This window comes from Verrucomicrobiota bacterium (assembly GCA_037139415.1).
Taxonomy (GTDB): domain Bacteria; phylum Verrucomicrobiota; class Verrucomicrobiia; order Limisphaerales; family Fontisphaeraceae; genus JBAXGN01.
Genome location: JBAXGN010000133.1, coordinates 1 through 23587 on the forward strand (window position 1 = coordinate 1; position 23587 = coordinate 23587).

Sequence of the window (23587 nt, forward strand, 5' to 3'; positions counted from 1 at the left end):
CTTATAGCTTATCTTATGCATGTTTTGAAAACGGCTTTTCCGGGACGGGCTCTAATTAAAGGTAAGCCGACTGAGAAGTCGGCGACACAGCAGGTTTGGAAACCTGCGCTACGATGACAAGGCCGCCTGAGCGATTTGAATGATGCAGTTACAAACTGGAAATGGTATAAGGCGGAAAAACATTCACTGGTCTTGCCGCCGATTTTCCGTTATGTAGTACCCACCCGATACGGAAAGGATTCAATATGTTGATTGTATTTGTTCAGGTACATGTAAAACCGGAAAGCGTAGAGGCGTTTAAACACGCCACGCTCGAAAATGCGCGTAACAGCGTCCAGGAACCTGGCGTCGCCCGCTTTGATGTGGTGCAACAGGCGGATGACCCCACCCGTTTTGTGCTGGTCGAGGCATATCGCAGCGTGGAGGCCACCACCGCCCACAAGGAAACCCGCCATTATCAGGTCTGGCGCGATACCGTCGCCGGCATGATGGCCGAGCCGCGCACCAGTTTGAAATACGGGAACGTGTTTCCGGTGGATGCAGAGTGGTGAGGAGAGCTGGAAAAATCCGAATGCCGAAAACCGAATGCCGAAAGAAATCCGAGATCCGAATGCCGAAAACCGGTAGTAGTCGGGATAACGAAGCTTTAAGGAAACCTATATCAGAGTCTCCTTACCTACGGTTTTGCAATCAGGCTGGCGACCGGAATGTGGTGAGAATATTTTAGACCATGCGATTTGAGATTACATCGGTGCCGAGGATTATTTTTGGTCCGGGCACGTTCAAGGAAGTCGGCGGTATTGCACGGGAGTTTGGCGCGCGCGCGCTGGTGGTGACGGGCGGCGATCCGTCCCGGGTGGGGCAACTGGGTGAACTTCTAAAGTCACATGGCGTGGCCAGTGCCATTTTCTCCCTGAACGGCGAACCCAAAACCACGGATGTGGAGGCGGGCCTCGCCCAGGCGCGGCAGTTGCAGGCCGAGCTGGTGATCAGTTGCGGCGGCGGCAGTGCGATTGACTGCGGAAAGGCGATCGCCGCGATGCTCACCAACGAGGGGGAGCTACTCGATTATTTAGAAGTCATTGGCAAGGGCCGCCCCATCATGTGCCCAGGCGCTCCTTTCATAGCCATCCCCACCACGGCGGGCACCGGTGCCGAACTCACCCGCAACGCCGTGTTGGCCTCGCCGGAACACGGGGTGAAGGTCAGCTTGCGAAGTCCGCTCATGCTTGCACGCGTGGCGCTAGTGGATCCTGAATTAACCCTCAGCCTGCCCCCGGAAATCACGGCAGCTACCGGTCTGGATGCGTTGACCCAACTGATTGAGCCGTACACCTGCAATCGGGCCAATCCCATGACCGATGGGTTATGTCTCGAGGGTTTGCAACGCGCAGCGCGTTCCCTGCGTGAGGTGTTCACGAATGGAACCAACCTGGCCGCCCGTGAAGATATGTGTGCAGCGAGCCTGTTCAGCGGTTTTGCGCTGGCCAATGCCGGCTTGGGCGCGGCCCATGGCTTTGCCGCACCGATTGGCGGACAGTTCCCTGCCCCGCATGGAGCCGTCTGCGCTGCGCTGCTGCCGCAGGTCATGCGCCAAAACCTTATGGCGTTGCGCCAGCGCGCGCCGGGCAGCGATTCATTGGCGCGCTACCAAACGGTGGCCAGAGCGCTAACGGGTAATTCGCAGGCAAAGGCCGAGGATAGCGTGGATTGGGTGAGCGAACTCACCGGGTTCATGCGGATTCCACCACTACGGGTCTATGGCATCCGCCGCGAGGATTTTCCCGGATTAGTGGCAAAGGCCGCCAAGGCGAGCAGCATGAAAGCGAATCCGATCGCGTTAACAGTGGAAGAGTTAACGGGGATTTTAGAACAAGCGTGGCAGTCTAATTGCGGAATTTGGAATGCGGATTGCGGAATGTGATTCAGTTGGCTTCTGGCGTGTAGTGCATGGCGCTGGCGCGCCGTCGCAGATCGGCAAAGGCATCGCTCTCCAATTGATGCACGCGTTGGCGCAATAACCCGAGTTCGCGCCCGGTCTCCTCCAAAGTGCGCGGCCCGTCACCATCCAACCCGAAGCGCAAGCGCAGCAACTGTTGCTCGCGCACACCCAACGTATCCAGCAGGTCAGTGATAAAGGTCGCATCGCTTTGCTGCATGAGTTCGAGATCGGGCGATAGAGTGGTTTCATCCGGAAACAGCTCGCCGGGCAACGCCCCTTCGGTACACTGGTCCTCGGGCGCTGCGTGAATGCCCGACTCCATGGTTTCCCCGGAATTCAGCTCTTTGACCGGCACCTCGCCATCCGCAGAGGACCCACGGTGCTCAATGGGAATGAAGCGTTGGGAATCCTCCGGTTCATGCTGCAACCAACTCTCGGGCAACCGCACCACCCGTGACTGGTTGCTCAGCGCCCGCCGCATGCGCTGCCGAATCCAATGGCCGGCATACGTCGAAAACCGGGCGCCGCGATTCGGGTCATACAGGTCCACCGCCCGCATCAAACCAAGGTTGCCTTCACTGATCAGGTCGCTCAAGGGCAGCCCCATGCCCTGGTAGTTATGGGCGATATGCACGACCAATCGCAGGTTGCATAGAATCATTCGCTCCCGCGCCGCCGGATCGCCGCGCCGCACCCGCAAGGCCACCGACCGTTCGTCCGCCGCCGAAAGCGGGTCTTCCACCAGCGCCTCGCGGATATACAGCCGCAAGACAAAATCACCATCCAGAGTCTCCGGTAATTCCGAAAGTTCTGGTTCCCGGGGAACCTCGACCGACGACGCCGGAGCGGGCGGCACCGACCAGCCAGTTGGCAGAACTCCCGGCGGAACCGGGGGTGGTGCGGAAACATACTGGCTGTCAAAATCGCGAATCATCGGAATACCAATTGTAAAACCGTGGCGAGCAACGCCAGTTGCTTGGGTTCAAGACATTTGAGCCTCGTTCCCTCGGCCCCTACTGGATTTTGGAATCGCTTCATGAGGCCATGTTAGATGTATGGGCCGGGTTGTTTTGGAAGTCCTTTTCGAGCAATTCCAGCGCCTCCATTTGGCGGCGCAGCTCTTCCTGTTCCCGCAGCAGACCGTTCAAGGCTTCGTAGAACAGCCAGTCATCCACCAGCGCGGCGCGGCCCTCGGGGGTGCGCAGCAATTGCTTCAGCTCATGAGCGCCTTCGGCGGTCAAACGGCCTTCTTCCCATTCGGTGAGTAGTTGTTCCACGGATTTCATACGCCAAGTAATCGAAGTTTCTTTTCCGCGCACTCGCGCAACGCGCGGCGCAGCCGGGATAACGCCATCATCACGCTGTCAACGGATTGCTTTAACTCCTCGGACATCCGCTTGGTGGTATGGCCCAAGTCATACTTCATCTGCAACAAGTGCCGGGACCGGTCCGGCAGCGTCTCCAGGCAGTGACACAAGGCCTGACGCCGCGCCAGCCAATAATCCTGATTATCCTCCTGCTCTTTGAAGGCGACCTCGACCAATTCCATCAACTCCTGATCCACGATCACCTTCTCCTTCTGCCGGTCCCGCCAGTAATGGAGGATCAGGTTACGGGCGGTGCCCCGGCACCACTTGGGCAGGTCCTGAATCACGTCGCCACGCGTCAAGGCGTCGGACAGCCGCACCCAGACCTCCTGGAAGATATCCTCGGCGTCCTGCGGATGCCGCACGAAGCCGTTGATAAACGCGTACAGGCTGTGCCGGTGGGCCAGGAACTGCGTTGTTAATGGTCGCGGTTCTTTCATTGTTTTTTTATCAAACCCGTCTCTCCACGGGCTGTGCATTCATAGGTTAGTTCCACCAACTCCCCAAACCTAACAGAAAATTTTGAGAAATCTGCGGTCGCTGGGTCTAAAAATGATAAAAGTCACCTTTTTCGCCATCCGGACCTCCGCTAGCCCACACCACTGGCCGTGCTGCACGGTGCAGAGGCGTCAAAGTCCGAATCAATCGCCCCCGGGGGCGATGATGTATGCACCAGATCCAGTCCACATTCCCGCGCCGATTTCGGCCTGCACGTGGATGGCACTTTTGGAAAAACTCTTCCGATGACAATTTTTTTGTTACGTTTCGGGGGAATCGTGGAAATACTCGGCGAATATGCTTGAGGCAAAGGAACAGGAGCGCTTCATGTGCCTGTGGACGACCGCCCAACCGGCGGTGGCGAACTACGTTCATGCCCTGGTGCACGACCAGGGTGCCGCTAAAGACGTGCTCCAGGAGACCGCGCTGGTCTTATTCCGCCGTTTTCCGGAATACGATGGCACGCGGCCTTTTGTCGCCTGGGCGCTGGGAATAGCCCGGTTTCAAGTGATGGGTTTGCGCCGGAATGAGGCACGCAACCTAGTTGTGTTTGATAACGAGGTGCTGGAAAAATTCACTAAAACCTGGGCGGAGCTTGCACCGACCGTGTCGGATCGCGAGGCATGGTTGCAGGCCTGCCTCGCCCGCCTCGCCGCGCATGCGCGAACCGTGCTGCAGCTAAGGTACGTTGAGGGTTTTAGCGCGGAGGAGATCGCGAAACGTCTTGGCGCCAATGGGCCGGCTGTGCGAGTAACCTTGCAGCGCATCCGCGAACAACTGCGCACCTGTATTGAACGGCAACGACGCCGCGAAGGAGAAATCGCATGAACGATCCGGAAAAACTGATCGCCGACTACCTCGACAATGGCCTCATCGAAAGGGAGCGGGTGGAGCTCAACGCCTGGCTCAAGGCGGATCCGGCCAACCTGCGCCGATTCACAGAAGCCGTCCTGTTTGAGCAGCAAATACGGGCTGCCACCCGGGCCAGCGCGGCCCATCGGGCAGCGGCGGAATTCGCTCCCCAACGGCTGTGGCCGATGATTCCTTCCCGGTTCATCCGCTGGCTATCCTGGCGCCCGCTGGTGGCGGGAGTGGTGCTGGGGATGTTTTGCGCGTCAGTAGCCTGGGCTTATGTGAGTCCCCACGCGCCCAGAGCCGTTAAGCGCCTGCTGCCGCTGGCGAATGCCGGATTTGAGGACGGGGTAGCTCCGTTGCCTAACGGTGTTCCGGTGACCTTTGGGGTTTGGAGCGGAGATTGCGCTGAGGTCGTGGAAGCACAGCAGGGCATTGTGCCCAGGGAAGGGAAGCGCATGTTTCGTTTTTTGCGCTCCAATTCCACACAACCATCCTCCAGCGCACCCCCATATAACGGGAACATCTACCAACTCGTTGATGTGCGCGCCTGGCGGGAAACAATTGCCGGCGGAACTTCCGTGGTCGATTGGTCGGCCTGGTTCAATTACGCGCCCAAAGCTTCGTCGGAAAGGCCTAAGTTTGAGGCGAGCATGTGGGCCTTCGCGGGTGACCCTGCGCTGGTGCAGAAGAACTGGGTGGAGAAGCTGCATCAGGAGTTGGCCTACAGTTCCTGGAACATCGTCGCCGATGATGATCCGCAAAGCTGGCAGCCCATTGCGGGCAGCATGATTGTCCCACCGGATACAGATTTTCTCGTCATCGAGCTGAAGGTCATCCCTCAAAACCCGGTTCCGGTGGATGGGGTGGTCACGTTTGCCGACCACTACGCGGACGATGTGCAGCTGGTGCTGTGCACGAACACGCGGGAGCAGCCGCTGAAGCTAACGAGTCCCCACCGGTGATGGTTTACGAGCGATCAGGAAAAATTCAGCCCGGCACGCAACCATGAAGCGAGCGCCCGGATTGCTGTTGCAAGTTATCGCCACGTCCTGGCGCCCGCAGGGGAAGGAAATGGCACTGTATGGGAAATTAATGATAATCTGACTATGAACTATAAAACGATGCTACACTCGAACCCGCACCTGTGGCCCGGCAAATGCGCCAGCACGTTGGGGATCATGAGAGTCTTCATGCCCATGCTAATCATTTTCGGCCTGGCTCTCCTGCTGGCAAACGCCGCCGAAACCGCTACGACCGCCTCGCCTGCCCCGGCTGGCAGCGCGCCACCGGTGTCTGGGGCGGCGAAGGATTTGCCCATTGACCCTTTCCAGCAAAACGCCCGGCTGGGGCGGGGAATCAACATCCGCAGGATGGAGGAACTGGGGGAAAGCCACTATCGGGCGATCAAGGATGCCGGCTTCCAGCACATCCGCATCCCGCTTTTTCCATTCAAATACATGAAGAGCAAAAGCGGCTTCGACATTCAGCCGGTGTTCTTCTCGCAGCTCGACACAGCGGTACGATGCGCGCTGGCGCATGATTTGATGGTCACCCTGGATTTGCACGAGCATAAGGAGATGCGCAAAGACCCAGTCGGCACCCAGGGAAAATTCCTCGCGGCGTGGCGGCAGATCGCGCCGCATTGCAAAGACTACCCCAGCCAGGTGGTGTTCGAGATCGCGAACGAGCCGCCCATGAGTCCCGAGTTGTGGAATGCGCTGTATCCCCAGGCGCTGAAGATCATCCGCGCCTCGAACCCGTCGCGCACGGTGCTGGTGGGCGCCCCCGTTCGAGGTTGCCACATCCCCTACCTGAAGGATCTCCGCCTGCCCGAGAATGACCGAAACCTCATTGCCACCGTCCATTACTATGATCCCTTCGCCTTCACGCACCAGGGCGTTGCCTTTTCGGAACACTTCAAGGATGTCAGCGGGGTTAATTGGTCGGGCACAGAACAGGAGAAAAAAGCCATCACGGAGGCTTTCGACTTCGCCCAGAAGTGGTCCGAGGAGCATCATTGCCCAATCAACATGGGTGAATTCGGCACCGGCAGCAAGGGAGCCATGGAGGAGCGAATCCGCTGGACGAGCTTCGTGGTGCGGCAGATGGAGGCGCGGCATTGGAGTTGGAGTTTCTTTGAATTCGACCAGCCGGATTTCGGGATTTATGACAAGGCCTCCGGCAAATGGCTGGGCGGCATCCGTGATACGCTGCTGACAGATATGTTTGGAACAAAATGAACAACCTGATGCAAAGGAGAAGAACCACTATGAACAAATCAACCAACGCCCTTAACCGCCGCCACTTCTTCAGTCTCGCAGCGCTGGCACCACTTGTCACCGCTGTGCCATCGCCTGCGCTGACGCCGATCCAGCGCGCCGGCGGCCCCTTCCTCAAGCCCACGCTCAATGTGTATTCCTTCCTCGAGCTGCTGACTGAGAATCAAAAGGACGCCAGCAAGGGCATTGACCTGTTCGGCGTATGCGATTTCTGCGCGAAGCTCAATATTGAGGCGGTGGACCTCACGGGCTACTTTTTTCCCGGCTATCCGAAGGTGCCCGCTGACAGCTATGTGAATCGAATGAAGCGCCACGTGCATGATCGCGGCATCGTCATCAGCGGCACGGGCGTGCGGAATGATTTTGCCACGGCGGACAAGGCGGTGCGTGCGGCGGGCGTGCAACTGACCAGGGAATGGATTGAGGTCGCCGCCCGGCTCGGTGCGCCGGGGATTCGGGTTTTTGCCGGTCCGCAGTTGCCGGTCAAGGACTGGCTGGTTGCCTCTGGCAACGCAAAGCGCGAGGATGTGGAGGCTTGGATGGCCGATGATCTCCGCGCTTGCGCTGAGCACGGCGAAAAGTTCGGGGTCCTCGTTACGGTGCAGAATCACGGCGATTTTCTCAGTACCGGCCCCGAGCACCGCAGCCTCGTCAATCGTGTTAATCACGAATGGTGCGGCGCGATGGTGGACACCGGCAAGTACCTGACCGACGATCCGTATGCCGACATCGCGATGATGGTGCCTTACGCCATGAACTGGCAGATCAAGGAGACCTTGGGCAGCAGTTTAAAATCTCCGCCCACCGACTTCAAGAAGCTTGCGAAAGTCATCCACGACGGCGGTTACCGCGGCTTCCTGCCAATTGAAACGCTCGGAATGGGGCGCAAGAATTACGATCCCTTTGCCGAGGTTGAGAAGGTGCTCGTGGCGATGCGCGAGGCAATTGCGAATACTCATTGAGCGGGTTCCGGAAGATCAGAGCAAAGTGTTGTACTTCGGTGGCTATGACTGCAACTCCGTGCCGTCGCACCACACCGCTTGGATTTACCGGGGTACGCCAGTCATCAAGTGAAGCATGCGCCCAAAGTGTTTTGCGTTTTAGCCATACAGACCTCCGATCGCCGGACTGGCAGCGATGAAGTTATACACCTGCGCCTGTAGCGCTCATGCTTCAGTTCGCTAAACGTCGAACTGACGAAGACCTGAATGACGGGCCAGAAACGGGGGGGGGTGGAGTTATCATGGTTGTCGCCAGCCCCCACCCTACAGCAGTCCCTCCAGATTGTCACGGGTCAGCAACGCCGCGTCCTGCGGCCGTTCCAGGAAGGGGCTGACATCGTCGCAGACTGCTTGCAGATCCAAGGTGGTCAACCGTTCCCGCACCAGTTCTCTCCAGGATGGCGCGTTGTGGCGGCCGACCCCCTGCGTCTGGTCCAGGGCATTTTGCAGCAAAGGCAGGTTCGGAAGCACCGGTGGACGCTGCGAGAGGTACCACACCAGGTCATACCAGTCCCGCCCCTTGGCATATTTACGCGTGATCGCGGCATGGAGTTTTCCCGCCAGGAGCGATGGCTGGTCGTAGTATTGGAGCAGGAAGGTGACATGCCGGGTCACCACCCGGCGTTCGCAGCGCGCCCCCGCCGGCGGCCGCGTGTCGATCTCCAGTTTGATGGCCAGTTTCTCCTCCGGCATCGCCGACAAGCCCGCCTCATGCAGGATGCCGGCCACACGCACCCAACCCGTGTGCACGACTTTGCGGTCGTTCCAAGTCACTTCAGGGATGAACCCGGCCAGCACCAAATCCCGTTTCACCTTGGCCATCCATTCCTTTCCCGCATAACCATCGGCTGACACCAGCGAGAAATCAAGGTCCTCCGAGAAGCGTGGCAGGTTGTGCAAAAAGCGCAGCGCCGTTCCACCGACAAAGGCCAGAGGCCGGAACGCCTCACTTTCGTGAAACGACCGCAACACGAAGGCTTGGAGATATTCCCGGAGCCGGTTCAGAGCTTGTCCCGGATCCGGCACGCCGCGAACCAATGCCAAGGCTTCCTCTTTCATAGTGTCACCGTCCCTTCTTCCGCCTCGGCTGCCAGCCGGAGCCACCGTTGGACCGCCCGGTCGAGGCGCAGGCTCTGAAACCGTTGGGCATAAAGTTGGAGCCGTTCCGCGTCCACCTGCGCAACGTGCTGGTAACGCATCTCATCCAGACGTTCTGAGGTCCACTCCCCCTCGGTCAGATGCCAGTGATCCAGCAAGGCTTTCTCTGGCTCCGCGACCAGGAACTCCTGGCCAGCGACGCCAGTTGACGCAAATCCGAAGAAGCAATCCTGCTTGATGTTGCGATAGTCGAAGACGCCGAAGGGATTCTCGAAACGGCGCGGGACACGCGAAGTTACACTGGTAACCCTGACGACTCGTTCTGGAATCAGGTCATAGTGACCCAGCGCCCACAAGCCGCTGAGGTAGGCCGGCCGGTACAACTGGTTCGCCAGCACGGCAGGAGTCAACGGAACGCGCCGGTAGGTCTCGGAGAGCGTGTACATCCCGCGCCGAAGACCGATGACCTTGCCTTGCTTCATCCAGCGCGAGAGTTGCACCCGGATCGCTTCCCGCCGATCATCAAACGCCTGCGCCAGCAAGGCCAGATCGAAGCACGGCATCGCCCCCGCAAGCTTAACAACATCGTCGTAACTCATATCCGAACGATAGCACTTATGTTATCTATTGCAAATAGAATATGACTTTTTTTAACCATACAGAGCTTCTATCGTCGGACTGGCGGCGATGCGGTTAATTGTCGGTTGACGTCGGCTGAGACGAAGCTGCTGCACGCTTGACATGCCTCGCCATAAGGGGAATACCTTGAACATGTTTCGACCGCATTGGCGGCTTTCTTTGGCAGTATTGTTGGCGATAACCACAGCCTGCGCAGTGGACGTTTCGCCGCTGGGCCAACTTGTCTTTGAAGCGTCCATGCAGGCGGGGTATCGCGATCAGAACGGAAAGTTGGTGGCGGGCACGGAGGTGATGCATTTGGTGCCGCACGCGGGAAAGCTTTACGCCAGCACGAGCCTTTGGATGGAAAAGGATCCGGCTGTGCCCAAGGCGTGCCAGGTGCTGGTGCTGGATTCCCCGAAGGGTCAGTGGCGCGTCGAACGGCAGTTTACCGTCAACAACTTACGGTACGGTAGTTTGAAGGAAGTCACCTTTTCCACCGACGCTCTGGGGCATGCCATCGCCCCCGTGTCGCTGCTATTGGCCGTGCCGGATGTCAGAAGCGGCCCTTTGACAATTTATTGCCGCGAGGACAAGACGGGAGAGTGGTCCGCCTCCGAATTGGGAACCGTCTCAAAATATGCGACAACGCGCGCTATTGGGTTGCACCGCGACCGTGTGACCGGGATTGACCGCGTTTTTGCCGGCACGGACAAGTTGGGAATGATTGGGGGCGTTTATGATCCGGCGGCACCCGGACGCATTCGGTGGGAAAAGCAGGCGGAGTTCCAGACGCCGGAGGGCGAGCGCGTGATGGGCTTCTGCCGTTGCAACGGGGTATTCTACTGTGCAACCTCCCGCCATATCTACCAACGAACCGATGGCACCAGCCCTTCCTGGAAAGAGGTCTATTTTTGCCCCAAGGAAACCAGTCCTTGCGGCATTCGCGGCCTGTCTGCCGTGCCGAAGCCCGGCGGCGGCGGCGAGGTCCTATGGTGCGCCGCCTTGAGCAAGGCGCGCCGATTGGATCCCGCTGACGGGTTCAATGAGACCATCGAATTGGACATCCCAGTCTTTCTAACGGAAAAGTTAGGGGTCAAAGTCACATTTGCCCTCTCGGCGTACAACGAGTTGATGCCTTACGTTGTACCGGGGACGGGTGAGATACAGTGGCTGTTTGGCTTCGAGTGTTGCCATCCGGCGGCCGGCGTCAACTCGCACCCGCGCATCAAAGCGCGCGTGCAGATGAAGGAGAACCCTCGGGCGTACTTTTCCGGGCAAGCGCGCTATTGTATCCGGCACGCGCAAGGGGCCAATATCACCTACGAAGTGGCCGAAGTCACCGATCCGCGCGAGCCGCAACTGGTCTCGACCCGCGTGACCGTCGTATCTCCGTTTCCGGAAGACCATGGCAAAGTGTTGTACTTCGGCGGCTATGACTGCAACTCCGTGCCGTCGCACCACACCGCTTGGATTTACCGGGGTGTGCCGGCCATCAAGTGAAGCGCGCGCCAGAGTGTTTTGCTTTTGAGCCATCCAGACCTTGGGGCCAGGCACGGCAACAGTGAAGCTCGAGAGGAGGGGGACCTGAAAATAGTTGGCCCCGTTACCGAAGACGTCCTGCCGCCCGTTCCCGCTCCAAGTATATTTCACGAGATGCCCCCTGAGCCGATGCGCTGCCAGCCAACAGCACACTGGTGTCCAGGAACAGCGGCAGGTGGCGGCGGAGATTATTGACCTGCAAGCCCGCCATCAGGCTTGGGGACAGCAACAAGCACGATTGCGCGACATGCAGGCACCGCACGCTGGAAATGGCATGTTGAGCCAATCAAGAGTCTAGTTTCCAGGGGCCATTTGACATGGCATTGGCTGCGTGGATCAAAAAGGGGTCAAAAAAACGGTTCAGGCTGGAATAATGACTCGGCCTCCTGACTCTAAACTGCCATTTTCTTGGTCTTCATTTTTCTACCGGTTTCATCTTTCTGCAAGGTTCCATCCCAATTTTACCGGCCTTTTTCCCCTCAAAATATTTTTTGAACTTTTTTGACGGTAGGACCATATTTGTCCTACCCCCTGGTTTAAGCTGTCCCCCGAAATGATGAACATTATGAACACAAAATACGAATTAACGACTATGAATAACAACACTTGGACCCGTCCGGAAAAATTCCTGCTCTTCGTCACCCAGGGTGCTATCGCCCGCGCCATCCCCGCCGCCGAAATCCCGGAGGACGCGGCATCCGCTGCCTTCGACTTCCTCGCCTACCTCGACCGCCGCACCCGCGCCAAACGCTGGATGATCAGTGTCCCTGAATAACCTGCTCTCTCTCGATGCAATCAAAATGGAGCGGTCGAACATGGATTCCTATCGCAGACCGTCCCATTTTTCTATTTTTATGCCGGTTCATTTTTCTGCAAAAGTCTTTGGGGGGCGGATTTCGCGTTTCTGTCTTCGGCCTTTTACGCTTCTCATCTGTGACATCCGCGCAATCTGCGGTCAAAAAAATTCCAAACCCGTACTAGTTTTATCCTGGTTTTCCAGTCCGGACGCTCAATCCAGCCGTTTGCGGAACTTGTGCGAGGCCAGCGCCAGCAGTACAAGCCCCCCAGCCAGCCATGGCTGCGGCTTGCGGCCAGAGCCCGGACCAGGCGGGAATTAGATGCGCGTACAAAATGCGCGAGCATACTTGACTTTTGCGGAGTGCTCACCAAGTCTTCCTCCTTAACATGAAAGCTACGATCAATCGTCGTCGGTTTGTACAATCCGCGCTTGCCTTAAGCGCTGCGCCTTACTTCATTCCAGCTTCCGCCCTCGGCGCCGATGGACGGCCCGCTCCCAGCAACCGTATTGTGATGGGTAGCATCGGCGTGGGCGGTCGCGGCATGGGCAACACCGGTGGCATCATGAATTTCAATGAAGTGCAGATGGTCGCGGTTTGCGACGTGATAAAAGCGCACCGCGATGAAGGTAAAACCATGATTGACCGCAAGAACGGCAATGGAGATTGCAAGGCGTACAATGACTTCCGCGAAATCACCACCCGCTCCGATATTGACGCGGTCATGATCGGCACACCGGATCATTGGCACATGCTCATTTCCATGGATGCCATGCGCCATGGCAAGGATGTGTTCTGCGAAAAACCCGAAACCTTGACAATCCGTGAAGGGCGCGCCCTGGCGGATGCCGTGCGGCGCTATGGCCGGGTGTTTTCCGGGGGCAGCCAGCGGGTCTGGGAAGATTACAACTGGTTCCACCGCATGGTGCGCGGGGGAGCCATCGGCGAGGTGCAGGAGGTATTCGTCAACGTCGGCGGGCCTTCCAAACCTTGCACGCTGCCCGAGCAGCCGATTCCAGAGGGCTTGGACTGGGACATGTGGCTGGGCCCTGCTCCGATGGTGCCGTTCAATTCCGCGCGCCTGAACTTCCGCGCCTGGCGTGATTATTCCGGGGGCAGTACAACCGATTGGGGGGCGCATGGCTTCGGCGGTGCGTTGTTCTGCACGCAACTGCACGAAACCGGCCCGGTGGAAATCATCCCGCCGGATGGCAAGGACGTGAAACACCTCACATACCGTTTTGCCAATGGCATTCGCATCTATCATGGCGGCGGCAAGGGTGGCATCCTCACCATCCGGGGCACCAAGGGAGAAATTTACGATAAGCATTCCAAACAAATCACTCCGCCCAGTATCGTCATTCCCAATTATAAAGGCAAAGGTGGCATTCAGGGAGACTTCCTGCATTGCGTGAAAACCCGGCAACTCCCATTCCGCAACATTGAAGTCGCCCACCGCACCGTCACCGTCTGCCATCTGGGAAACATTGCCTACTGGCTGGGGCGTCCACTCAAATGGGACCCAATCAAAGAAGAGATCCTTGGGGATGAGGAGGCCAACCGCTGGCTCTCGCGGCCCATGCGCGCTCCCTGGCATCTGGCTTGATCCGCACCGAATCACCCTGGCAAATACCACAAACCATTTTACGAAAAGCCAACTATGAACCGCAACCCATTCACGCTCCTGACGGTCCTCTGCTTCATGACGGGATGCCCCTTCCTGCACGCCGCGAAAAACATCAAAGTCCCTGCGCCAACCAATGCGGCGATCGAATTCACCAGCAATGAATCTCCGCAGCAGATGCAGCAGGCCTTCACCCAGGCCATGCAAGCAATTCTCCCTCAACTTGGTTTCCAAGGTGACAATAAGGCACTGGAGGCCCTTGAAGCCATCGTTCACCACGCCGCCCGCCCCAACGCGGAGACCGAGCGTCTGGCCTGTTGCCAAGCGATTGCGGTACTGCTAGGGAGTGAGGCGAGTCGCGACGCGAAATATTGGCTGATGATACTGCTGAATGATGCCGGGAGGGCAGAGGTGGTTCCCGCCCTGGCCAAACTACTGGAAAGCGCGGATGCAGCAGTGGCCGAAATGGCGCGCCGCGCCCTGCAAAAAAACCCGGCCCCCGAAGCCGCCACCGCGTTGCGCGCGGCACTGGCGAAGACCACTGATCCGGTGCGGCAGGCAGCCTTGGCGCTCGCCTTGGGCAAACGGCAGGATACCGCCAGCACCTCCGCCATCACCGCTTTACTGAAGCACAAGGATGAAGCGCTGCTCAATGCCGCGTTAGCCGCCCTTGGCGACCTTGGCACTCCCGAGGCCGCCAAAGCCATTGCCGGTTCCCGTCAAAGTCTGCCCGAGGCGCTCAGGCTCGCGTCCGCCGAAGCATGGCTGAAATGCGCCGAACAGTTTTTGCGCGCCAAGCAAATCAAGGAAGCAGCGGCCATTTATCAGCAACTGTATCAGCCGCAGGAACCGCGCGGCGTGCGTTTGGCGGCCTTGCACGGCACCTTACAGGCCGCCGGGGACAATGCCGGAAAAATGATTCTCGAACTATTGACGGGCACCGACGCCGATGCCCGGACCATCGCCACCGGACAAATCAACGACCTGAGCAGTGCAGGTGCCAAGGCGTTGGTGTCCGGCGTGAACAAACTCCCGATCGCCAGCCAGACGCTGGTGCTGGGCATCCTGGCGACCAAGAGTGAAAAGGCCGCCTTGCCGCTGGCCTTGGAGCTGATTAAAAGCCAGGACGAAACCGCACGGGTTGCGGGTCTGAACGCCCTTGGCTGGCTGGGGGATGGCGGACACGTCCTGTTGCTGCTGCAAGCGCTGGCCACCCAAGGCGACTCCGCCACCGAGGCGCGGGCCACCTTGACGCGCATTGTCGGTACCGGGGTGAACGAAAGCATTACGGACGCCATGAAACAAGCGAAGGATGCCAAGTTGAAGGCCGTTTTAATCGAAGTCTTAGAGGCACGTGGTGCCACCACCGCCGTGACGGCGTTGCTGACGGAAACCGTGAGTGAAGATGCCACCCTGCGCCGATCCGCGTTCAAGGCACTGGGAAAACTAGCCATGCCCGAAAACCTCCCCGACATGGTCAAAGGACTGGTCAAGACCAAACCCGGAGGAGAGCGTGATGAGGCGGAAAAAGCCATCGCCATGACTTCTGCACGTGTCCCGGAAAAGGAAAAACAGGCCGAAGCCGTCCTGCAATCGCTCGCCACCGCCGATCCTGCCGAAAAATTGGCGCTCCTGCCGGTGTTAGGCCGCATTGGCGGTGCCAAAGCGTTTGACGCCATCAAATCCGCCGTGGCTGGCAGTGATAACGCCACCGTGGAAGCCGGACTCAAAGCGCTGAATAACCTGCCTGACGCCACAGATGAAATTGCGGATCAACTCTTGATGTTCGTGAAAAAGGCCCAGAAACCGGCCGAACGCAAAAATGCGCTGCGCGCCTATATCCGGGTCGTTTCACTGCCCGACGGCTTTTCCGACAAGCAACGGTTGCAGAAACTTAAACTCGCCATGGAATTGGCGGACCAGGATGCCGAACGAAACTTTGTATTGGAGCGATTGGTGGATGTGAAAACCATGGAAGCCATGCGTTATGCGGCGCAGTTCCTGGAGACCCCTGCCCTGGCAAATCGTGCCGCCAATACCGTCATGGACATCTCCCGCGAGCGAAATCTGCGCAACAACCGGGCGGAGATTGATCAACTTCTGAACAGAATTATCACGAACTCGAAAGAGAAAAACATCGTGGAACGCGCGAAACGGCGCCTGACGGAAAAATAATATCCATCCCGTCAAAGTCCAACCTGCTATGTCTGGCTGATGCTGGCCGTGCCCACCAGCAGCAACGCCAGCATTAACGCAGCCAGCGCGCCCCAAAATAGTTCCTTGCGGAATATATCTTCAAACGTCATATACTCTTGTATCACACATTGGGATTTTTTCCAAATAAAAATCCGCGAGCTTGTTTATTTTGGTTGCCCGCCAGCTTTTTTCTTTGATTTTTGAGCCTTGGGCCGTTCGCCGATATCGGCACGATTGGGATCCATGTTTTGTAAATCCTCGGCAGATGGACCACCGCCAAACTGTTTCCAATACAATTCTTTGAACGGGTTGATCTTGGGACCGACCGCTGCCTCGTTCACCAACAGCGGCTGGACGGAATTCCACCATTTCTGGTACTCGACGTCCAACTCCTTCACCACCTCTGGATGATCGGCGGCAAGGTTGTTTTTCTCCCCATAATCCGCCTTGAGATCAAACAGTTCCCACGCTTTCGTACCATCCGCATTGGCACAAACCAAGCTGTACCGGCTGTTGCGGACGCGGCAACGGGAATACTGTGCCCCGGCCACCTGCCCTTTGGCCCATCGCCCCACATGGGTAAAAAGGTAGCGCTCCGGCCAGTCGGCATTCGGGTTCTTCAGCAAGGGTGCCAGGCTGCGGCCATCCAATTGTGCCGCGATCTCGGCGGGGACATTCGCCCCGGTGATTTCCGCCAGGGTTGGGAAGAAATCAATGTGCGCCGCCAGCTTATCCACGTCGCCGGGCTTCAGGGTACCCGGCCAGCGCCAGAACGAGGACGCTCGCGTGCCACCCTCCCATGGCGTGCCTTTTTGTCCGTGCATGCCCGCGTTCCAAACCTGGCAGCCGGCGGTCCCGCCATTATCGTTCATGAAAATCACCAGCGTATCGCGTTCAATATCCCATTCCTTAAGCTGAGCCAAGAGCCGCCCCACATTGTCATCCAGATTGGCCAGCATGTTGAAAAACTTGGCTGCATTTCCAGGGGCCTTGCCTGCATAAAGTGTCTCATATCCGGGCGGCTCCTGGAGCGGCGCGTGCGGCACGTTGGTGGGCAGATAGCAGAAGAACCGCTTCTTGCCTTTGACCGACTTGATCCAACTCATGGCCTGTTTAAAGAAGACGTCGGTGCAATACCCTTTGGTCTTTTCAAACTTCCCATTGTGAAGAATCGCGGGGTCCAGATACCTGTTCCCCGGCGCATCGCCGCAGGAGCCGGGATATGTCTGCCCAATCCCGCCGCCGCCATGAATGAATACCTCATCGAATCCCCGCTGTCCCGGTTGATATTCGGCTTCATCGCCCAAGTGCCACTTGCCAAAGATTCCGGTGGTGAATCCGGCAGACTTGAGGATTTGAGCAATCGTGGTGGTCTTCAGGCTCATGCGTTCCCGTTCAAAAATGGTATGGGTGACGCCGTTCTTGAACTCGTGCTGTCCGGAAAACAGGGCGCTGCGGGTGGGTGCGCACGTAGGACTGACGTGGAAATCCGTGAACCGCACACTTTCCCCATGCAAACGATCCAGATTGGGTGTTTTCAGGATGGGATTTCCGTGGCACGACAAATCACCATAGCCCTGGTCATCGGACAACAGGAAAATGATGTTGGGCTGTTTATCGCTGAAAGGCTCAGCGGCACCGATAGGGGCAACCAACAACGACCAGGTAATTAGCAACAATAGTTTATTCATACTGTTATCGTCTTTCCGAGAGAACCGGATCAGGAGGCGCAGGGCCTTGATCATGCCCAGCATCTACACCGTATCCGATTTGCCTCAAGGATATATTCTGGTGCGATAGTGCCCCATCAGCGTAATTACGCAAGCCCGGAGCGGTGGGATTCCAATACGCATCGAATGCGCGGCGTGGCGAGTTGTTCGAATTTTGGCCTTGCGGCGAAGCGGCGCTACGCTACACTACGCACCGCGAAAAAATATGGAATTAACTCCTGAGCAGCGGCAGAAGTTCCTGAAAGGCATCTACCAGCGCTTGGCCGACAAACCACTTAAGCCTGGCAATCCTTTCTATGAACCGATTTATGAAAAGGCGGGCGTGGAAGATCCCGTGGCGCTGATGCGGCAGCATATCGACTTGAACGATACCGAAAGTCTCCAGATGTTCTCCGGTTTTCGCGGCTCGGGCAAAACGACAGAGTTATTCCGTCTCAAGAGGGACCTTGAAGCCCAAGGCTACGTGGTGCTTTACGGCGATGCCCTGAAATATCTCAATCCCTCCCAGGAAATCGACATTTCAGACCTACTCATCGTTCTGGCCGGTACGTTCAGCGATGCGCTGAATGATATGAAGATTGCGGATATTGGTACCGATGACTATTGGAATCGGTTAGTCAATTATCTAACTACTACAAATGTGGTGTTGGATGAAGTTGGTTTGAAAGCTGGCGCAGATTTCAAACTCAAGCTCAGCACTACCCCTACGTTTCGCCAGCTTCTTCAAGAAAAGCTGGCTCATCGCATCGGCGAACTCAAGCGGGATGTAGATCGCTTTTTCGAGGATGGGGTCAAGGCCATCCGCGCCAAACTGGGCGAGCGGATCGCCGGAGTGGTTTTTCTATTCGACCAACTGGAGCAAATCCGCGGTACGCTTTCAAACGAGCAGTCGGTCATTCACAGCGTCGAACGCCTTTTTGCCCAGCACCAGAAGTTGATGCAGATTCCCTATGTTCACATGGTCTATACCGTGCCGCCTTGGCTTAAGTTTACTTTCCCAGGCATGGGACGCATTGTCATGCTCCCCAGCATCCGCCAATGGAACAATGACGAACAGCGCACACCTTACCTGCCTGGCAGGGAAGCCTTGCAGTCTCTGGTGCATCGGCGTTTTGGCGACACTGATTTTCAAACTTTCTTTGATGGGGACGGCCCCGAACATCCGCTCGCCGACCGTCTGATCGCTGTTTGCGGCGGGCATTTTCGGGATCTGCTGCTATTGCTCCGCGAGACGGTGCTACGCGCCAAAGCCCTGCCAGTAACTACGGAGGAAATTCAAAGCGCCATTGCTGCCGTTCGCAGTAACTTTCTGCCCATTGCCATAGACGATGCCAAGTGGCTTGATCAGATTGAGCGCGTGCGCGGGACCGCCCTGCCAACAACCATGCCGAGTGATGTCAACCGTCTCACTCGTTTTCTGGACACTCATTTCGTCCTCTACTTTGCCAATGGCACCGAGTGGTACGACATTCATCCGCTCATCCGGGAGGAAGTTGCGGCCATTGTCAAACGGGAAGCGGGCAAACCCGGCCAGCTCACCACATGAGTGACGCTCCCCAGGCGCGCTGGGAAGCTCTGGCCCGGCGCTACGATCTGCCCAGCCAACCGGAGTGGCAAAAACTCCTCAACCACTTCGATCTTTCAGAGGGGTTTGCCTTGCTCGTCTTGCTGGTGCCGGAGGCTGACGCCGCTGCGCTATGCCAGCGGGAGTTGGAGAAACAACTGCAGCGCGAAGGTCGGCAACTCACCGCTTTAAAACTGCTGACGCCGGATGATCTACGGCAACTCCCCAATCGCCTTCTTGCTGAACACCCGTCGGTGGACACCGGCTGCCTCTGGATGGCGGCGGTGGAACCCGACTATTACAAGACCTCTGCCAAATGGCGGGAAGCTTGGCAGGAAGCCCTTGCGCGCCTCAACGCCCAGCGCAATCCTCTCCGGCGGCAATTCAACTGTTCGCTCGTGTTTGTCGGTGCGCCTTGGTTCCAAGAAGTCCTGCGCGAGATCGCCCCTGACCTTTGGTCGGTGCGTACCCTCGTCATTCGCATTGAAGCTGCACCACAGCCCGCTGACCAGCGGTCAGGTACTGAGGCGGTGGCCCGACCTGAGTTCGTGGAGGAATTCGGTGGCGGCGACCCCCAGTTTGCCCTGCAAGAATCCGGGAAATTGCGCGGAGTGCCCGGCAAAGAACTCTCCCTTGCCCGCTTGCTCCACCGCGCGGCTGCTGGTTTTGCGGGCCGTGATGATTGGCGGGCAGCGGAGAAATTGTACACCGAAGCCCTCGAACTCAAACAACGTGCCAGCGCTCCTGCGGCTAGCCTGTTTGCCACATTTCATGAGCTTGCCTGGACTTGCCAGGTATTGGGTCACACCCATCAGTCGATGACGTATGCCGAACAAGCTCTGAAGATCGCTCTCGATATCGGCGACTTGCATCTCAAAGGTATCGCTCTCGGTAATCTCGGTCTTGCCCATGCTGCATTGGGCGATGCACGGAAGGCCATCGAGTTTTACGAGCAACACTTGAAAATCGCCCGTGAGATTGATGATCGACGTGGCGAAGGCACTGATCTCAATAATCTTGGCCTCGCCTATGCCACCTTGGGTGATGCACGGAAAGCCATCGAGTTTTACGAGCAACACTTAAAGATATCCCGCGAGATTAGCGACCGGAACGGCGAAGGCACCGCCCTCAATAATCTAGGTAATGCTTACGCCGATTTGGGCGACGCACGGAAGGCCATTGAGTTTCACGAGCAAGCGTTGGTCATCGCCCGCGAGATTGGCGATCGGCGCGGCGAAGGCAGCGCCATCGGCAATCTTGGCAACGCCTATTACACCTTGGGCTATGCGCACAAGGCGATCGAGTGTTACGGGCGGCAATTGATCATCGTTCGTGAGATTGGCGACCGTCGTGGCGAAGGCACCGCGCTCGGCAATAACGGCAGCGCCTACCTTGCCTTGGGTGATGTACGTAAAGCCATTGAATATTACGAAAAGTCTTTGGATATTAAACACGAGATTGGTGACCGAAACGGCGAAGGCATTGCCCTGTGGAATTCCGCGCTGGCCTTTGAACAATTGGGTAACCGTGCGGAAGCTATCTCCCGTGCTGAGGCCGCGCTGAAGATCTTCGAGGCTATTGAAGATCCCAATGCCGCCAAGGTCCGCGCCCAGTTGGCCCAATGGCGCAGCTCTATTTCGTCAAAAACAGCCCGGGCGCAAACGGACGCGGGTCCACTCCCATGATGCGCTGACCTTGAATCCGTCAAGGTGAGACTTCCCCGAACCAACGACTTTCGTTCTTTGAACCCATGAACCTGCAAGCGAGGGTTCGTGGGCAGACTTCCCCGAACAGAAGAATTTCGCTCTTTGAACCCATGAACCTGGAAGGGGAGGATGGGGAGTTGTTACGGTGGGAAGTCAGGTTTCGATGTCACTGTTAAGTGAGCAGCGCGGGTAAATGCACTATTATGGTCGCCAGCAGACCGTTAATAGTTCCCGTTTTTTAAAGCGACAAATAGCGGCACTCGCGCTAAGGTGCCTGCCAAGTCGCCACAGCAGCGCATCAGGAGAATCAATGTATGCCAATTTATGACAACAACCGAGCCCTGAAAATCGCCGAGGAGCAAATCGAGGCGACCCGGAAATTGTACCTCGCGGGATTGGGTTTAACCGAAGTGCCGGTTTCGGTGGGACAACTGACCCAGCTCAAGGACCTCTACCTGGCCGGCAACCAATTGACGGTCTTGCCGGACGCCCTCGCCCAGCTCATCCAACTCCAGACGCTCTCCCTCTCTGGCAACCAACTGACTGGCTGGCTGGCCTGAAGTACTCGGCCGGCTTGGCCAACTCCAGCACCTCTACCTCTATGGCAATCTGCTGAGGACTTTACCGGAAACATTCGGCCAACTCACCCGACTGCATACCCTTGATCTCTCCGCCAACCAACTGGACGTCTGCCCAACAGCCATCGGCGAACTAGCCCAACTCCAGACCCTCGACCTCTCCGAAAACCAACTGACCTCGTTGCCCGAAGCACTCGGCCAACTCAGCCAACTCCAATACCTCGACCTCGCTGGTAATCGCCTGACCGCCTTGCCGAAGAGTCTGCGCCAGCTCAGAAAACTCGAAGGGCTTTACCTGCATGATAATCCTGCGCTCGGCCTCCCCCCGGAGGTGCTCGGCCCCACATTCAAACAGGTTGTCACCGACAAATTAAAACCCGCCAATCCGACCGGCATTCTGGATCATTATTTCCGCTTGCACGGCGATAATGGCAGTCATTAAGCCAAATCATGGCGCGGGAAACAGCCCGGGTGCAAACGGGCGCGGGTCCACTTCCATGAATTGCGGGCGCTGAAAACGCGTCTTCATCGCAAACGGCACAGTGCAATCAAAAATCGTTTTACAGCCGGTGCCAGGCTCCCGAATGGACGGACTAAACTCCGGCGATTGGGAGGGATCCAGCGGATGGCAGCGCACCCCCGGAATAAACACGGTGCTGGCGTCGCCCTGGTAACGGGTCGTCATGGCCCACAGGACATCGTTGCTGTCGAATAAATCCACGTCTTCATCCACGAGGATGACGTGTTTGAGTTCGGAGAATGCCGCAAACGCCAGGAGTGCCGCTTGGCGCTGGCGACCCTCGTCGGCAGCCGACGCCTTCTTGAATTGCAGCACGGCCAAATATTTGCCGCCACCCGCCGAGTGGGCATAGACATTGAGCAACCGGCCCGGCATCGCTGCCTCCACCAGACGCAAAATACTGGCCTCGGTGGGGATGCCGCACAGGTTGACATGCTCTTCTCCCGGTCCCACCAGCGTTTGCAGAATGGGGTTTCGGCGATGGGTGACCGCCTTGACCTTGATCACCGGCAGGGCTGACTGTGCTTTGCCATTATATCCCGGGAATTCGGGCATGGCATAGCCGGTGCCGGTATTCTGATCCTCGCACACCCGTACGTTTGGCAGAATCTCCCCTTCGATCACAATTTCCGCACGTGCCAGCGCCTTTTGACGAACCGTCAAGCCATCCACCAATTCCACCGGGTGCCCACGCAACGCGCCGGCAATGGTCAATTCATTGAACCCCAGCGGAGTGGTGGGCGCTTCAAAACAGGCGGCGACGTAAATGGCCGGGTCCAAACCCATGTTAATCGTCACGGGCAACGGTTGGCCGGCAGCCTCCGCCTTCTGGCGGAATGCGTCAATGTGGCGTCCCGGCACGAAATAAATGGAAAGTTCATCGCGACTCTGCACACATAGACGGTGAATGGTCACATCCGTATCGCCCGTGACCGGATCACTGCCCAACACGAGGCCCAGGTTAAAATATGGCCCGGCGTCCGCCTCGGTATTGGTGGGCGCTGGCAACAATCGGCGCAGGTCAAAACCGGGGTCGGTGGCCCGATGCACCACTTCCTGGCAAGATGCCTGCGCCGCCGCAACCTGGATGGGTTCGATGGGCCGCGACACCGCGGCATTCAAATGAAAGGCGAGCCGATCTGGAGGAACCCCCAGCAACAACGCGACCCGCTCGCGGCTGGCCATGAGTCCCACCAACACCCGGACATCTTCGTAGCCTTTGACGCGATTGAAGATCATCGCCGGTCCCACCCGCGTGGGACGTGGCACGGTGCCGCCCGCGCCGATGATCTTGTACACCCCGGCCAATTCGGCATGAGCATCCACCGGTTGGTCAGTCGAAATCAACTGGCCTGGATATTTTTCCAACCGGACCAATGCCGAACGCAGATCCACAATGCCACTATCTGCCTGATTTGGATGCGATAAATTCATGGCGTATTCCAGATGGGTTTGGGGCAATTAAGCAAGCCTATTTGCGTGCGATAGCGCTGATTTTTCCTGATTCGGCCAATCTTTTTGGGATGCGCCGTGATCCCAGTTCCAAAAAAAAGCCGGGTGATTAAACCCGGCTTTGTGTTGGTGTGCATTCCGCGTCGCTGGACGCGTAAATCTTAGGCTAGAGCCCGTCCCGAAGCAGAATAAGCAATAGCCACTGCGACGGTTGGGATTT

22 protein-coding genes are annotated in these 23587 nt (G+C 57.6%); 14 read left to right on the top strand and 8 right to left on the bottom strand.

Annotated elements, in window-relative coordinates:
* Nucleotides 1-245 precede the first annotated feature (245 nt).
* Nucleotides 246-551, top strand: coding sequence for a putative quinol monooxygenase (locus WCO56_20470; protein ID MEI7731960.1), 306 nt, complete (start codon nucleotides 246-248; stop codon nucleotides 549-551).
* Nucleotides 552-730: 179 nt separating this feature from the next.
* Nucleotides 731-1924, top strand: a complete 1194-nt coding sequence (locus WCO56_20475) for an iron-containing alcohol dehydrogenase (GenBank protein ID MEI7731961.1) — start codon at nucleotides 731-733, stop codon at nucleotides 1922-1924.
* 1 nt (nucleotide 1925) lies between these two features.
* Here the strand turns inward: WCO56_20475 and WCO56_20480 are convergent, their stop codons facing one another.
* The 3 genes from WCO56_20480 to WCO56_20490 form a co-directional block, all read right to left on the bottom strand.
* Nucleotides 1926-2876, bottom strand: coding sequence for an RNA polymerase sigma factor RpoD/SigA (locus WCO56_20480; GenBank protein MEI7731962.1), 951 nt, complete (start codon nucleotides 2874-2876; stop codon nucleotides 1926-1928).
* A 100-nt stretch (nucleotides 2877-2976) separates the two neighbouring features.
* A complete protein-coding gene (locus WCO56_20485; protein MEI7731963.1) occupies nucleotides 2977-3228 on the bottom strand; it encodes a hypothetical protein in 252 nt (83 codons plus the stop codon).
* Nucleotides 3225-3749 (bottom strand): sigma-70 family RNA polymerase sigma factor, encoded by a 525-nt coding sequence (locus WCO56_20490; GenBank protein MEI7731964.1) that lies wholly within the window; start codon nucleotides 3747-3749, stop codon nucleotides 3225-3227. Before WCO56_20490 ends, WCO56_20485 begins: the two co-directional genes overlap by 4 nt.
* Nucleotides 3750-4104: 355 nt before the next feature.
* Here WCO56_20490 and WCO56_20495 point away from each other — a divergent pair, with 355 nt between their 5' ends.
* From WCO56_20495 to WCO56_20510, 4 genes are all read left to right on the top strand, one after another.
* On the top strand, nucleotides 4105-4635 hold the full coding sequence (locus WCO56_20495) for a sigma-70 family RNA polymerase sigma factor (GenBank protein ID MEI7731965.1): 531 nt from the start codon (nucleotides 4105-4107) through the stop codon (nucleotides 4633-4635).
* A complete protein-coding gene (locus tag WCO56_20500; protein ID MEI7731966.1) occupies nucleotides 4632-5624 on the top strand; it encodes a hypothetical protein in 993 nt (330 codons plus the stop codon). The genes WCO56_20495 and WCO56_20500 overlap by 4 nt, the downstream gene beginning before the upstream one ends.
* A gap of 144 nt (nucleotides 5625-5768) precedes the next feature.
* Nucleotides 5769-6902: a glycoside hydrolase family 5 protein gene (locus WCO56_20505; protein MEI7731967.1), complete on the top strand. Its 1134-nt coding sequence runs from the start codon at nucleotides 5769-5771 to the stop codon at nucleotides 6900-6902.
* A complete protein-coding gene (locus tag WCO56_20510) occupies nucleotides 6899-7903 on the top strand; it encodes a sugar phosphate isomerase/epimerase family protein (GenBank protein ID MEI7731968.1) in 1005 nt (334 codons plus the stop codon). The genes WCO56_20505 and WCO56_20510 overlap by 4 nt, the downstream gene beginning before the upstream one ends.
* 303 nt (nucleotides 7904-8206) lie before the next feature.
* Here WCO56_20510 and WCO56_20515 read toward each other — a convergent pair whose 3' ends face one another.
* Nucleotides 8207-9001: a nucleotidyl transferase AbiEii/AbiGii toxin family protein gene (locus WCO56_20515; GenBank protein MEI7731969.1), complete on the bottom strand. Its 795-nt coding sequence runs from the start codon at nucleotides 8999-9001 to the stop codon at nucleotides 8207-8209.
* Entirely contained in the window at nucleotides 8998-9639 is a 642-nt protein-coding gene (locus WCO56_20520; GenBank protein MEI7731970.1) for a hypothetical protein, read from the bottom strand. The genes WCO56_20515 and WCO56_20520 overlap by 4 nt, the downstream gene beginning before the upstream one ends.
* 172 nt (nucleotides 9640-9811) lie before the next feature.
* On the opposite strand from WCO56_20520, the gene WCO56_20525 reads away from it, so the two are divergent.
* Entirely contained in the window at nucleotides 9812-11161 is a 1350-nt protein-coding gene (locus tag WCO56_20525) for a hypothetical protein (protein MEI7731971.1), read from the top strand.
* Between the two features lie 103 nt (nucleotides 11162-11264).
* Here WCO56_20525 and WCO56_20530 read toward each other — a convergent pair whose 3' ends face one another.
* Entirely contained in the window at nucleotides 11265-11486 is a 222-nt protein-coding gene (locus tag WCO56_20530) for a hypothetical protein (protein MEI7731972.1), read from the bottom strand.
* 279 nt (nucleotides 11487-11765) lie between these two features.
* On the opposite strand from WCO56_20530, the gene WCO56_20535 reads away from it, so the two are divergent.
* The 3 genes from WCO56_20535 (at nucleotide 11766) to WCO56_20545 (ending at nucleotide 15796) form a co-directional block, all read left to right on the top strand.
* Nucleotides 11766-11975: a hypothetical protein gene (locus tag WCO56_20535; protein MEI7731973.1), complete on the top strand. Its 210-nt coding sequence runs from the start codon at nucleotides 11766-11768 to the stop codon at nucleotides 11973-11975.
* Between the two features lie 410 nt (nucleotides 11976-12385).
* Nucleotides 12386-13603, top strand: coding sequence for a Gfo/Idh/MocA family oxidoreductase (locus WCO56_20540; protein MEI7731974.1), 1218 nt, complete (start codon nucleotides 12386-12388; stop codon nucleotides 13601-13603).
* Between the two features lie 54 nt (nucleotides 13604-13657).
* Nucleotides 13658-15796: a HEAT repeat domain-containing protein gene (locus WCO56_20545; GenBank protein ID MEI7731975.1), complete on the top strand. Its 2139-nt coding sequence runs from the start codon at nucleotides 13658-13660 to the stop codon at nucleotides 15794-15796.
* 185 nt (nucleotides 15797-15981) lie between these two features.
* Here WCO56_20545 and WCO56_20550 read toward each other — a convergent pair whose 3' ends face one another.
* The gene (locus WCO56_20550) at nucleotides 15982-17508 is read right to left on the bottom strand and encodes an arylsulfatase (GenBank protein MEI7731976.1); all 1527 of its coding nucleotides are present in this window, start codon (nucleotides 17506-17508) and stop codon (nucleotides 15982-15984) included.
* A gap of 244 nt (nucleotides 17509-17752) precedes the next feature.
* Between WCO56_20550 and WCO56_20555 the strand changes: the two genes are divergently transcribed.
* The 4 genes from WCO56_20555 (at nucleotide 17753) to WCO56_20570 (ending at nucleotide 21837) form a co-directional block, all read left to right on the top strand.
* On the top strand, nucleotides 17753-19093 hold the full coding sequence (locus WCO56_20555) for a hypothetical protein (GenBank protein MEI7731977.1): 1341 nt from the start codon (nucleotides 17753-17755) through the stop codon (nucleotides 19091-19093).
* A complete protein-coding gene (locus WCO56_20560; protein MEI7731978.1) occupies nucleotides 19090-20796 on the top strand; it encodes a tetratricopeptide repeat protein in 1707 nt (568 codons plus the stop codon). Before WCO56_20555 ends, WCO56_20560 begins: the two co-directional genes overlap by 4 nt.
* Before the next feature lie 335 nt (nucleotides 20797-21131).
* Entirely contained in the window at nucleotides 21132-21377 is a 246-nt protein-coding gene (locus WCO56_20565) for a leucine-rich repeat domain-containing protein (protein MEI7731979.1), read from the top strand.
* Between the two features lie 121 nt (nucleotides 21378-21498).
* The gene (locus WCO56_20570; GenBank protein ID MEI7731980.1) at nucleotides 21499-21837 is read left to right on the top strand and encodes a leucine-rich repeat domain-containing protein; all 339 of its coding nucleotides are present in this window, start codon (nucleotides 21499-21501) and stop codon (nucleotides 21835-21837) included.
* 6 nt (nucleotides 21838-21843) lie between these two features.
* Here the strand turns inward: WCO56_20570 and WCO56_20575 are convergent, their stop codons facing one another.
* Entirely contained in the window at nucleotides 21844-23349 is a 1506-nt protein-coding gene (locus WCO56_20575; protein MEI7731981.1) for a UbiD family decarboxylase, read from the bottom strand.
* Between the last annotated feature and the right edge of the window lie 238 nt (nucleotides 23350-23587).